This window comes from Methylorubrum sp. GM97 (assembly GCF_024347855.1).
In the GTDB taxonomy this organism is placed as follows: domain Bacteria; phylum Pseudomonadota; class Alphaproteobacteria; order Rhizobiales; family Beijerinckiaceae; genus Methylobacterium; species Methylobacterium extorquens.
The window spans coordinates 2,611,309-2,625,765 of the sequence record NZ_AP025942.1 but is presented as its reverse complement, the minus strand read 5'-3'; the positions used below and the strand labels follow the sequence as shown (position 1 = coordinate 2,625,765).

The window sequence follows — 14,457 nt, the reverse complement described above, 5'->3', positions numbered from 1 at the left end:
ACGCTGCCCGTCAGGCCGATGATGTCGGCACCGCCCAGCGTCGTGAGCTGCACGGCATTGGTCACGACATAGGTGCCGCCGAGCCCGACCGTGTTCGCGCCGGCCCCGAGAGCGATCGACACCGAATCCGCGCCGACCTCGGCCTTGCGCGTGTCGCTGCCGACCACCTGCGTGTCGACGAGCGTGTCGCTGCCCGAACCGGCACCGATGATCAGCGCGCCGGTGGAGTAGGCGCCCACCATCGTGACCGTGTTGTCGCCCTCGCCGGCGCGCAGCTCGATGGTGCCGCTGCGCGTGATCGTTCCTTCGACGATCGTCGCCGCGGTCGTCCCTCCGCTGATGGTGCGCTGACCCGTCGTGAAGGTGCCGTCCAGCACGATCTCGTCGCCGTTGCCGCCGGACTCGATCAGGATTGAGGAACCGACGAAGGTGCCGGACAGCGTGATCTTGGAGGCCGTGTTGTCGGGCGTTCCGCTCGCGCTGAAGTCCGAGCGCAGGGTGATGGTACCCTTCGCCTTCACGACCGCGCCCGCCTCGACGAGCAGGTTGTCACCGGCGTTCAACGTCACCGAGCCGCCAGTCGAGAAGATCGTGACGCCGGCCTTGACGGTCAGGTCGTCGCCCGACGAACCCGTTTCGCCGGCCTGCTCGATGATGTCGCCGGACGAGATGATGTCCTTGTCGATCGTCAGCGGGCTCGACGTGCGGATGCCGATCCGGCCCCGCGCCGCCTGCAGACCCGTTGTGTCGCTGGTGACGCCGCCGACACGCAGGCCGCCGATGTTCCACAGCCAGATGTCGCCGTTGATCGAGCGGGCTTCGAGACCACCATACTGGTCGCCAGCGAGGGTGCGCATGTTGGCGACGATGCGCTTGGTCTCCGAGCCGATGCTGCCGGAGGCGACGAGATAGGCCTTGCCGGAACGGAGGTTGGAGCTGCCGCCGGTGGTCTCGTTGTAGTTGGTCGATCCGTTGAGGATGCTGCCGGCCACTGCCGTGACGAAGGCCGTGCGCTGCGCGTCGGTGCCGACGCTGGCGAGGTTGAGATCGCCCGCACTCTCCAGCACGTAGAGGTTGCTCAGGCCGCTCTGGAGCGTGACGACACCATCCGTCGTGCGATCGACGTTGCTGTCGATCTCGAACTCGTCGCCAGCCACGCCGATGCCGTCGAGGGCGGTGAGCGTGACCGAGTGGCCGCTCACATTGGCACGGCCCGAACCGGCCACCGGTGCGGAGTCGATGTCGCGCGGGTCGGAGAGATCGCCCGCGTCGAGGATCGAGGCCTTGGCCGCCAGAACCACGTCACCCTTGGTGGTGACGGCCAGCACCTTCATGCTGGTTTCCGTCTCGGTCAGGACGATGTCGCCCATGGCGCCGGCCCGGACGGTGCCGGTCAGCTTCATCTCGATCGCATCGCCCTTGGCGCCGATCGAGCCGGCGGCCTTCAGGTAGACGTTGGCTGCGACGATCTTGTTGGTGTCTGTGTGGACACCGTCGAGGATGCTGCCCCGGTCTGAGACGAAGGTGACGTTGCCACCCTGCGAGAAGGCGGATTCCAGGTTCAGATCGCCGTTGCGGGCGGTGACGAAGATGTCGCGCGCCGCACGGACTGCCAGGGTCGAGCCCGTCGTCAGATCGATGCCGATCACCCGCGTCGCGGTACCGACGCTGCCGTCCCCGCCTTCGAGGACGGTGTCGCCGCCCTTGATGTTCACCGCATCCGCCGCGCCGCCGTTGAGAAGGCCCGTGGAGGATTTCAGGCGGATCTCCTTGCCGGAGACCGATTCCACGCGGCCCACGGTCAGCAGGGCGGCGGTGTTGATGAAGATCTGGGTGTTCGCCGTCACGTTGAGGGCGCCGGTGCCCTCGATGACGACCGCCTTGCGCTTCTGGATGAGCAGCTTGGTGATCTGATTGAACGGATTGCCGGCATCCTTGGCCGACTGGAACAGCACGACGCTGCGGGCGCTCTCCGTCTTCAGCGTGCTTCCGCTCTCGAGGATGAGCGTCGAGGCGCTCGCCTGCTTGATGGTGAAGCTGGTGTCCTTGGTGGTCGCGTTACCGGTCGTTACGCCGAAGGTGCCGGCGACGCCGATCAGCATGCCGTCCGTGAAGCCGTCGCCGAGGAAGTTGCCCGACGCGCGGGTGATCACGGACACACCGGTCCCGTCGGTGGAACGCACGCCCACATTCACGGTGACGCCGGTCTCGGCCACGAAGAGCTGCGTCGCCTCGAGCCGGATCACGGAGCCGTTGACGGAGGCGATGCGGTAGACGCTCGTGGAGGCCGCGCTGGTGTTGGCGGTGGCGCCCGCGATGTAGAGCGTGCTGCCGACCGTGTAGGTGCTGTCCCACGCCGTGCCGTCGGTGCGGGTCAGAACACCCTGGTTGCTCGCCGTATCGTTGCTGAAGCTGACGGTCAGGGTCGTCGGGGCCGCCTTGAGCAGGTCGAAGGCGACTTCGGCGGTCACGCGCGGCGCCTCGCCGGTGACGGCGATGCTGACCCCGATATCGATGTTGCGGGCGACGCCCTGGCTGCCGAAGACCTTGTCGACGGTGATGACGTTCCCGACGACGCTGATGATCTTGTAGCTCACCGAGGTCTCGGCCGAAGCATTCGGCGTCACACCCCCGATGTAGAGCGTACCGTTGTAGAGCTTGCCGTTCTTGTCGAAGAAGGCACTCGTATCCCAGTTCGCACCATCCTGGCGGGTCACGGTGCCGTTGCTGCCGGACTGGCCGAAGATGACGTTGGCGGTGATCGGAGCCTTCGTGAGGAAAACGAGGTCGCTCCGCTCGGCGGCGCCGAGATCGATCTGCTGATCCGGGGTGAGCGGCGCGGCACCGGGGCCGATATCGATCAGGCTGGTTCCGCTCACGGAGCCGACATTGCCCGACGTCACGATCTTGATGTTGGCACCCTTGATGATCGGGTCCTGCTTGTCGACGATCGTGCTGGTCGTCTCCTTGAGCAGCCCCTGGCCGACGGCGCTCAGCAGCTCTTCCTGCGTCCAGCGCTTGATACCGGCGTCGATGGCATCGGCCGTCGCCTTGTCGATGAAGAAGGCGGGCGCCGCCTTGCGGCTAGCCGTCAGGGCGTTCGTGTTGGGCGTGTCGGCCGTGTTGTAGGAGCCCGGCAGGCTGTTGAAGAAGCTGTGGAGCGAGCGGTACTGCGCCGTCAGCGCCGCCGACCGCAGATCCTGTGCCGCGGTGCGGGCCGCGTCGATGGCAGCTGAGCTCAGGTTCTCCGTCTCCGCCGCGGTGCGGGCCGCGGACACGGCGTCGATGAGCGCCTGACCAGCGAGGCGCGGCGCGAAGGCGGCGTTGTAGACGCTCGGGTCAACCTGCTGGTTGCGGTAGCTCCAGTAGGCTTCGTAATCGGCCTGCACGGCCGTCGTCTCGGCCGCGACCGTCGAGGCGTCGTAGCTGTTGCCAAGCCCGCCGAAGCGGAGATGGAGCGCCGCGTAGGTGGCCTTGAGCGCGGCTTCCGCCGCCGCCACCTTGCCGGAGGTCGCCAGACGCAGGGCCGCCTCGCCGAGCGTCTGCGAACCGGCATCCTTGGTGAACTGGTCGGTCAGGGCGGCCAGCTCGGCGCTGCCGATCCGGGTCGATCCGTTCGCGAGGTAGGTGCTGTAGAGGTCGTAGGCCGCGCCGAGCTTCACGACGTAGTGGTTGCCGAAGCCCGAGAAGAGGGCATCGAGATCCTTGTAGGCCTGCGATTGCAGCGTCGTCGCGTCACCCGCCTCACGCATCTGCCAATACTGGTCGTATTGGGCGCTGAAGTTCGTGACATTCGTGGCGTCGAAGCCGTTGAAGACCAGCTTCAAGTTGTTGAAGTCGGTGGCCCGCGAGTCGGTGATCTGCTTGATCTGCGCGGAGACGTAATCGGTCAGCACGGTTCCCGAAAGCTTGGTTCCGCGCGCCTCGGCCTCGATGGCCGTGGTGTAGAGCTGCGCGATCTGCGCTTCGGTCAGGCGGGTGCCCTGATCGGTCTCGAGCTGCGCGATCTGAGCCGTGACGCGCGCGATCAGCGCATCGCCGGAAATCGGGGCGGCATGCGTCGCGGCCTGCATCTTGGCGAGCGCCGCAGCGTTCCCCTGGACCGTGTAGGCCGAATCGAAGCTGCCGCTGTTCGGCTGCGTGCCGCGGATCGCCCAGTAGGTGGCGTAATCACCCGAGAGGTCGGCGTGATAGACGTCGCCGTAGCGGCCGTACTGCTCGTGCAGCACCCGGTATTGCAGCGTCCGGTTGGTTTCGAGCGCCTTGACCGCGTTGTCGACGTAGGTCTTCACCGCGCCGGCTTCGGTGATGCCCGCATCCTTCGCCTGGCTCGTGAACAGGGCAGTATAGTAGGCGCGCTCGCCAGTCTTCTCGCTGAGGGTGATCTCGAAGCTAGAGTCGTATCGGGACGGGTCGGCCTGCTGGTTCCGATAGGCCCAGTAAGCGTTGTAGTCGCGCTCGCGGGTGCTCTCGTAGGCGCTGAGCGTGCGCTCGAACTTCAGGTTCGCATCCTCGGTGGTGAGGGCGAGATCCTTCCACACGCCGTTGATGAGCTGGGCCGCAACCCGGTCGTCGCGCACGGAGACGTTGTTGACGTTGAGCAGATTCCCGGCGTCGACCTTGATGTAGACGTCGCCGTTGGCCGTCAGGCTGTTCAGGCGCAGGTCGCCCGTAAGTTCACGGATGCCGACCGAACCGGCCGCCGTGATGTCGGTCTTGTCGCGGGCGGTGGTGCCGCCGTCGAGCTTGATCGGGGCCGCCTCGGAGCCGAAGCGACCGCCCGCAATCACCTTGATGGAGCCGCCTGACACCACGCCTTCGCCGGCCACGGTGATGCCGCTCGTCGAAACCAGCTTGACGTCGAAGCCGCCACCCGCCGCGATCTTGTCGATCCCGAGTTCGTTGTCGACGGTCCGGACGTTGAGGTTGATGTTGCCCGCGGTGGTCGTGGCCTTGAGCGTGTTGCCGGCCCCAATGGTCGTGACGTTGAGCGCCTGGTCGGTGGCGTTGCTGCCATTGCCGACACCTATGCCGCGCGCGGCCTGCAGCGTGACGCGCGAGCCGGTGATGGCCGCGGTGGAGCTGAGATGCTGGATCGTCCCGCCCGAGGTGATCGTCGTGGTGCCGTTGTCGTTCTTGATGCCGCCGGCAATCAGCACGCGGCCGGAGCCCTGCGAGTCGATGCTGACGGTGCCGGTGCGCTCGCCGGTGAACTTGATCTTGATGCCGTAATCGGCCTGCAGGCTATGGGTCGCCTGGGTCTCGGTATAATCGACCGTCTGGAACTTGGAGTAATAAGTCTTCTTTCCGTACCAAGTGCTCGTCGTCCAGCTCGCAACTTCCTTCGGCTTCTCGGCCGAGCGGGTGTATTCGGGCGCGCCCAGGAAGGCGTAACCCGACTTGCTGGCATCGATATAGTAATAGGCGGATTCGGGCTGTAGAGCCGCCTTCTCGGTGATCTCCTTGTTGAAGGCGCTCAGGGGCGGCGGATCCTTGGCAAAGGCATCGATACCAGCCCAGGATGAGGTGCCCGTCGTCAGCGAGTAGGTGTTCTTGGCCCCCTGGCCGATGGTGAAGGCGTAGCGGTATCCGGTCTTCGGATCGTACTGGGTCGTGCTGCTGCCGTTATACTTGGTGATCTCGGCGCCGGTGCTGTTCAGATCGGCGCTGTAGCGCGTGACGATGCCTTCGGCGTCCTGCCGGATCAGCGTCTGGCGGAAAGCGATGTCGTTGGCATCGGCGATGCCGTTGCCGTTCACGTCGGTCTTGTAGGCGAGATCCTTGATGTCGATCGTGCCGATGCCGCGCCGCGATAGGTCGATGCGGTTGAGGACGACGTCACGGTTGAGCTGATTGACGACCTCGACCTTGGCGTAACCGCCCAGCGCCCGCAATTCACCAACGCCCGCATTGGTGTTGAGCATGACGCCGGTCAGATTGATCTGGCCGCCGGTCGAGACGACCTCGTCGATCTCGATGGCGCCGGTCTGCCGGTTGTAGCTGGCAGAGTAGCCGTCGCGGGTCAGCGTGCTCAGGTTCGCGGTGCGATAGGGATTACGGAGGATCTCCTGAATCTCGTTCTCGACCGACTGATCGATGACGATTCTGTAGAGGTCGCGCCCGCTCTGCACCAGACCATTGAGGTTCAGGTACTGCGCCTTGATGGTCACCGCACCGCTGGCAATGACGCTTGACTGCGAGCCGGACAGCGCCCGAGCGATGTCGGAGGCGGACTTGCCGGTCATCGGACCGGATCCGGCTTCGAGCACCGCCTTGATCTGACCGTAGGGGTCGCCGCCGACGGAGTAGGTGCGCAGATCCTCGGTCAGGCCGATGGCGACCGCGCCGCCGACATCGGTCTTCAGCTCCTTGATGGTGGTCTTGGCCGTGATGGTGAGATCACCGCCTGCCGCCGTCGCCACGTTGAGGACCGCCGTCGGCGCGTAGATGTCGCCGACGATGAGAATGGCCGGCGCGGTGTTGCCGTTGCGGGCACCGGAGGTGTTCTTGAGTGAGATGTCGCTCTTGCTGTCCTTCGTGACGACACCGCCGGCGGTCAGGACCTGGAAGTTGACGTCACGGCCACCGGCGATCGCCTTGGCGGCGGCGGCATCCGGGCTCGCGGCGTTCTTCGTGATGATCGCTTGGCGACGGGTGTTGAAGTCGTCGCTCGACGTCACCGGGATCTGTGCGTCGTTGAAGAAGGTGCCGCCATTCGATTCCGGCATCGTGATGCCGGTGATGACGAGGCTCGCCACGGAGTTGTTGGTGATCTCGACCTTCGTGTCGGAGGCGGCATCGAGCTTGCCCGAGCCGAGCAGGGCATCGGCCCGCACGATGATACCGCCGGCGCCCGCCGAGAACGGGCTCACCGTGATGGCCTGGACCTGCTTGTAGAGGGGGATGAGGACCGTCCGGCCGTCGAACGTCGTCTGGAATTCCGCGAGCCCGTCGGCCAGCAGCTCGGCTTTGATCCGGTTCACCTCGCCCTGATAGTACGCCTGGAGCGTGGCGTTGTCCTTGTAGGTCGAGAGGCCCTTCGTGGCTTCCTCGTAGGCCTTGATCAGGTTCGACTGGGCGTTGGCGAAGCCCAGGCTGATGGTGATGGGCAGCTTCGGCAGCGTCGCCGAGGCCGAGGTCGCACCATCCGGCAGGGTGATCGTGAAGCTCTTGGTGTTGTCCGAATCCGCGATCGGATTGCCGGCCGCATCGTACTTCTGGCCGTTGAGCTTGACGGTTCCCGTGATCAGGGTCGCGGCGCCGTTGCCCGGCGCCCGCGTCATGTCGTCGATGACGATGGAGATGTTGCGGGTGATGCCGGTGACGACCGTGCCGTCGACGATCACGGTGCCGATCGAGCCCGTCTGCGTGTCGCCGACCGGGGTGACGGCCGAGCCGCCGAGCAGGCTGTCGATGGCGCCGGCGACGGCGGTCGTCCAGTTCGTGCCCTTCATGCGGGCCACGGCATTGGAATTGCCCTGGCGGTTCGTGAAGAGGTTGGCGTTGCCGGCGGTCTTGATCGTGGCGCCGCCATCGATCTTGATCGTGTTGATCTCCTCGACGCGGATCTTGGCCGCCAGCGAGGTGATCGGGATCGCGCTGCCGGCGAAGTTGTCGGTCGTCGCCGACGCGTCGTAGGCGTCGTCGTAAGCCTTCTTGTTGGTGCCGACCAGGAGATCCGCATCGCCGTAGGCGGTGATGTCGGCGCCCGCGCCGATGTTCACCGCGTTGTTCGGCCGGATGATGACGGTGGTGCTGCCGCTGGCGACGGTGGCGGCGCCGTAGGTCTCGGAGTTCGAGACCGCATAGGCATTGCCGCCGCCATTGGCCGAAAGAGTCAGGTTTCCGAGCGTGAACAGGGTCGCGTTGGCGCCGATGTTGACCTGCGCGACGAAGTTCCGGGTCTCGATGCTGGAATAGGCGCCGGCGCCCGACAGCGCGCCGCCGGTGGTCAGCGAAACCTTGTCGTAGATGTTGATGCTGTTGTTGGCCGCCAGACGGATTCCGCCTGCGGTTCCGGCGCGGGCGACGGTGATCAGGTCGGCATTGCTGCCGACATCGACCCGCGTGGTGATGTCGAGAACCGTCGAGCTGTGCGCCGCCGCGCCGCTGGCCAGACCGCCGGTCGAGCCGACGATGTTGGCCTGTCCGAGCTGCGGCTTGTTCACGGTGTTCGTCGCGGTGGCGAGGATATCGCGGGCCGTGACGCGGGAATTGGTCCCGAACGCGGCTGTCACCGCGTGCGTGATCGTGTTGTTCACGACGGCGCCCGCTCCGGCGAGGGCGCCGTAGCTGTCGGTGATGATCTGGCCGTTCATCGTGCCGACGTGATCGGCGGAGAGATAGAACAGACCGGTGCTGTCGCTGCTCTTGGTCAGGTCGATGGTGACGCCGGTGCCGAGTTCGGCCCGCGTGCTGCCGCCCATGCCGGTGCTGGCGCTGGCGGCGGTGCCCGAGACGAGGCCGCCGCTGCCGGAAATGCCCTTGGCGAAGTTGTCGTCGATGCCGGAGGCGGTGACGGTCATCGAGCCGGCATTGAGCGCGCCGAGGGACACGACGCGGGCGCTGGTCACGGTCGCCGAATTCGCCGACGAGACGGTCGCACCGGCCGCGACGAGGCCGATGCTGGCGCTGCTGGCGGTCGAGGTCTGCCGCGTGCTGCTCGTCGCGCTGACGGCGACCGCACCGCTGACGGCCAGCACCGTGCCGACATCGATGAGGCCGCTGACCGTGCTGCTGTTCTCCGCCAGGGTCACCGTCGAGTTGAGGCCGATCAGGCCGCCGACGGAGCCGGAGGCGGTCGCCGTCGCGGAATCGCGGCCCGCCTGACGGGCGAGGTTGCCGAGCACCGAGAGGCTTCCGGCCGTGATCGAGACGTTCTTCGTCGAGGCTCCGACCGTGGCGGCGACTTTGGCCTCGGCCACCGAGGCACCGATCGCGGCGGTGCCGGCATTGATGCCGGTAGCCACAGCGTTGACGGAGGGAAGCGCGGTGGCGACCACGCTCACATTCGCGGCGGAGACCGAGCCGCCCTCGATGGCCGCGGTGACCGTCGGGCGCGCCTCGACCTTGGCGACGGAGCCGCCGGCCGCGAGGGCGAGCAACCCGCCGGCGACCGAGATGCCGAGCACCTGCGAGTCGATCGTCGTCGTGTCGCTGGCGCTGACGGCGACGTCGCCCGCGGACGTGACGCGGCTGTTGGTGATGCTGGCGCTCGTCGTGCTGGTGACGGTATCGCCGGTGCCGGCGCCGCCGCCCGAGACCGAGACGCTGAAGGCCGAGGCGCTGCCGGACATGGCCGCGGCACGCGCGCGGCTCGTCAGGGTCGCGCTCTCGGTCGCGGTGACCGCGACGGAGCCGCGGGTGGTGAGACCACCGGTCGTGCCGAGGTTGCGGATCGCGGCCGTGACGTTGTTGGCGATCACGTTGTCCGCCGCCGCGACGGCGAGGGCGAACGAGCCGCTGCCGAAGACGCCGAACGAGGCGGCCACCGAGGCCGCGCCGGTCTCGACGCTGAGGCTGGAGGTGTCGCGCGCCGAGACGGTCACGGTTCCGGCGGTGATCTTGTCGCCGGCTCCGTCGCCGTCGATCGCCGCGCTCACGATCGCGCCGATCCGGTTATGGGTGCCGGCGCCGGCGCCCGCGGCGCTGACGGCGATGGCACCGCCGGAGATCGCCACCGAGCCGGCCGCAACCGTCGCCCGGATCGTCTGACCGGAATTGGCGGTGACGGACAGGTTGCCGCCCGCCTCGATCGTCGTGTTCTGCGACAGAGCCTCGATGAGAAGCGCGGCCGACTTCGTCGTCTTGTCCTGGCCGTTGACCCGCTGCGTGATCTCGCTGCCGATCAGGTTGGTGGCCACGCCGGTGCCGATGCTGGCCCCGACCGCGACACCGCCGATGCTGACGCCGGCGGCGAGTGCGGCGACCTCCGCCACGATCCGGCTGTTGTTCGCGGCGGCGACCGCCACGTCACCGGCGGCGTTCAGGCGGGCGTTGCTGACCCGCGCGCGGGTCGAGCCGCCGATCATGTTGGTGGCGATGGCACCGCCGCCGGCGACCGAGACGGCGACGCCGCCGCCCGAGAGCGCCACGGCGGCCGCAGCCACGCGGGCGTTGATGCTGGACCCGCCATTGTCGGACGGAACCGTGGCTTCGACGCGGATTCCGCCTGTGCGCGTCGTCACGGAGGCCCCGTCGACGATTGCGGTCACGGCGTTGTTGATCACGTTCAGGGCCACGGCGACGCCGATCGCCGGCGCCACGCCGACGGCGCCGCCCGCGGCCGCGATGGCTGCTGCGCCGACATCGACGTTGATCGTGGCCTGATCCTTGGCGCGGACGGTGACGTCTCCAGCCGTGACGCTCGTCGAAGCGCCGGTGATCGCCGCGTTGGTGGCGAAGCTGATCGCGTTGCCCGAGTAGCTGCCCGATCCGGCCACGCCCACCGCGACGGTTCCGCCCGTGACGACGGCGGAGGCCGCCGCGACGGTCGCGTCGATGGTGCTCGAAGAGGTCGCGGTGACGGCGACCGAGCCCTGCGCGGTCGCGACCGTGTCGGCGATCAGGGCCTCGACCCTGGCGCCGCCATCGGTGTCGAGCGTCGGCTGATCGAGCCGGTTGCCGTTCGCGTCGGTGGTCTTCCAGCTGCCGATGATGTTCTGGGCGCCCGAGAGGCCGATCGCCACCGGAACGCTGGCGAGACCGGCGCCGCCGCCGGCCGCGGAGAGCGCGACCACCTTGGCGTCGATGTCCTGGCTGCTTTTGGCGCCGACCCGCAGGCCCGCGCCGCTCGTGACGCGGTTGAGGGACGATTGCCCGTTCGCCCGCTCGATCGCCGCGCGGGTGCTCGTGGTGATGACGTTGAGGGCGCCCGCGCCACCGCCGGCCACCTGCACGCTGACGCCGCCGGCACCGCCGACGCTGACGGAAGCCGCCGTGGCGATCGCCTGGATCGACCCGCTGCTCTCGGCCTCGACCGCGAGGTCGCCGGAGGTCGTAGTGACGCCGGTATCGGCGTTGCGGATGAGCGCCTCGACCGTGTTGCCGATGCGGTTGGTCGCCATCGAGACCGAGACCGTGACACCGACGCTGGCCGCTCCGGCGCCGCCGCCCGCAATGCCCGCCGAACTGACGGAGGCGGTGATCGCGGAGGTGTCCTTGGCGGACAGGGCGATCTGCGTCGCCGTGATGCCGGTCGCGCCGTCGCCGTCGATATAGGCGCGCGTCGCGACGGCGATGGTGTTGGAGGCGCCGGTGCCGGAGCCCGCCACGCTGACGGCCGCCGCGCCGCCGCCCTGGATCGAGGCCGAGACCGCCCCGACATCCGCCCGGATCGTCTGGTTCGAGACCGCCGTCACGTCGAGCGTGTTGTCGGAATCGACGCTCGCGTTGCTGAGATAGGCTTGGATCTGGTTGCCGGCACCGATGGTGTTCGCCGCCGCACCGACGCCGACCGAGACACCGACGCCCGCCGCGCCGCCACCGCCGGCAGCCGCAGCCGCCGCGACGATCAGGGCCTGGATGTCGGCATTCGAGCCGGCCGACACCGTGGACTTGCCACCGCGCACGATCAGCGCGCTGTTGGCGACGAAGGCGTTCGTGCGCACCGTGATGACGTTCGACGCACCGGCGCCGCCGCCGCTCACCGAGACGCCCGCGGCACCGCCGCCGCCGATGGAGACGGCCGCCGCCGCGGAGCTGGCCCGGATGCGCGCATCGTTGCGCGCGCCGACCGAGACGCCGCCGCTGCGGGTGGTCAGGCCGGCATCGACGTTGGAGATCGACGCCTGGATGCCGCCCGCGATGCTGTTGATGGCGAGGGCGAAGCCGATCGCCACGCCGACGCCGGCCGCGCCGCCGCCGGCCCCGGAGAGCGAGGCGGCGCCGGTGACGGCGGTGATCTGGGCCGTGTTGGCGGCCGAGACGGTCACGCTGCCGGCCTTGATGCCGTCCGAGCCGGCGCCGTCACCGTCGATCGTGGCCGAGGTCTCGACCCCGATGGCGTTGGCAGCCACCGAACCGGCCGCGGCGCCCGCGACACCGGCCGCGCCGCCACCCTGGATCGCAGCGGATGCCGCCACGACGGTCGCCGTGATCTTCTGGCTCGCCGTGGCCTGAACCGTCAGGGCCGCGGCGATGTCGAGGGGCGAGTTCTTGACCGAGGCCTGGACGGCCGTGGCACCGCCGCTGCCGAGCGTGTCCACGCGCTCGGCATTCTGGCCCGTGCTGGACCATTCGCCGATGCGGTTCTCGGCACCGCTGACGCCCAGCGCGACGCCGACGCCGGCCGCACCGCCGCCGCCGCCGGACGCGGCCAGTGCCGAGATGATCGCCGTGATTTCGGACGAGCTGGTCGCCGTCACCGTGAGGCCGCCGCTGCCGGTCGTGGTGATGCGGCTCGCATCCACCGTTGCGTTGACCGAGCCGAGGATCCGGTTCGAGGCGAAGGCGCCGCCGCCGGACACGCCGACGCCGGCCGAGCCGCCGCCCGCGATGCTGATCGCCGCCGCCGCTGCCGCCGCGTTGATGCGGCCGGCGCGCGAGGCGCTGACCGAGACGCCGAGCGGTCCGGTCGTGCGCAGGAGGGTGTCGGCGTTCTTGATCGCCGCTTCGACGTTGCCGGCGATGCTGTTGAGCGCCAGCGTGAAGCCGACCGCCACGGAGACGCCGGCCGCGCCGCCGCCCGAGCCCGCGAGCGAGGCGGACCCGGCGAAGGCGTCGATCGTGGAGATGTCGGAGGCGCGGACCGAGACGCTGCCGGCCTCGATGCCCGTTGCACCGTCACCATCGATGACGGCGCGGGTTGCCACCGCGATGGCGTTCGTGACCGAGACGCCGGCCGCCGAGACGCCGACGCCGGCCGAACCGCCGCCGCCGATGGAGGCCGCCGCAGCGGCGACCTGGGCGGAGATCGCCTGAGCCGAGCTGGCCCCGACCGTCAGCGCGCCGCTGGTCTTGACGCTGCTGCTCGTGAGAAGCGCTTCGACGACGGAGCCCTGGCTCGCGGCGGCGGTATCGACGCGGTTGCGTCCCTCGCCGGACGACGTCCAATCGCCGATCTGGTTGGCTGCGACGGACACGCCGATCGCCACGCCGACGCCGGCCGAACCGCCGACGCCGACGGCGAGGGAGGCCGCCGCAACGAGAGCCGAGATCTTCGACGTGGCCGCGGCGGTCACGGTGACGGTGCCGCTTTGCGTAATCGTGCTGGCGGCCATCACGGCCCGGGTGACGGGGCGGATGGTGTTGAAGGCGAGGGCACCGCCACCGGCGATGGCGATGCCGCCCGATCCGCCGCCGCCGATGCTGACCGCGGCCGCCGTCGTCGTCCCCGTGATGGTCGCGTTGCTGAGGGCATCGACCAGGACCGCACCGGTGCCGGCATCGATCCCGTCGCCGACATTGTTCACGCTGGCCCGGGTGGCCGCGTTGATGGTGTTGAGCGCAAGCGCGAATCCGATCGAGACCGCGACGCCGTTCGAGCCACCGAAGGCGGCGCTGACCGCGGCGGTGAGCGCGTTGGCGGTGATGCTCGAGGTATCGGCCGCCTTCACGGTGACGGCGCCGGCCTTGATCGCGTTGCTCGCGATCGCGCTGCCGCTCACGCCGTTGCCCTCGATGAAGGCCTGCGTGGTGACACCGATGGCGTTGATGACGGCCGTGGCGCCGCCGCTGATGCCGACGGCGTTGGAGCCGCCGCCCGCGAGGCCGGCCGAGATCGCCGCGATATTCGCCTTGATGACGTTCTTCGACGTCGCCTCGACCGCCAGAGCGCCCTTCGCGTCGACGCCGACGCGAGTGAGAGACGCCTCGACGACGGTGCCGCCGTTATTGGCCAGGGCATAGCTGGTGGTGGCATCGGTACCCGATGAAGACCAGACGCCGATGCGGTTTTCGGCGATGGCGGCGCCGAGCCCGACGCCGACGGCATTGCTGCCACCGACGCCCGCGGCCAGCGAAGCCGCCAGGATCGCGGCGTTGATCGCGGCCGAGGCCTCGGCCTTGACGCTGATGGTACCGCCCGCGCCGGTCGTGGTCAGCTTGCTCTCGCTCGCCTGCGCACGGGTGCTGGTGGTGATGACGTTGCGCGCATAGGTGACCGCCGCGCTGACGGGCACGGCGTTCGAGCCGGATCCGGCCACGGCGATCGCGGCCGAGGCAGCGTTCGCCGTGATGGTGCCCGCCGATTTCGCGGAGATGAGGATCGCGCCGACGGTCTGCAGGCCGCGATCGACGTTCTTCACAATCGCCGAGACATCGTTGGCGATGGCGTTGAGCGCGATGCTGCCGCCGACGGCGATCGAGACGGCGTTGCCGGACGCGGCGGCGAGCGAGAGGCTCGCCGAAAGCGCCTGCGTCGTGATGGTCGAGATGTCCTGGGCCGAAACGGTGGCGCTCGCGGCCTGGAATCCGGGTGTCGCGCCGGTCTTGTCGCCGTCGATCGAGGCCGCGACC

General features: G+C 68.8%; 1 protein-coding gene (only partly in view). It reads right to left on the bottom strand.

All 14,457 nt of this window come from inside a single coding sequence — locus tag MSPGM_RS12175, LEPR-XLL domain-containing protein (protein ID WP_261926382.1), on the bottom strand. Of the gene's 46,104 coding nucleotides, 13,502 precede the window and 18,145 follow it; the stretch shown corresponds to coding positions 13,503–27,959 — codons 4,501 (partial) to 9,320 (partial); the first complete codon in reading order (the gene reads right to left) occupies positions 14,454–14,456. The start codon and the stop codon both lie outside this window.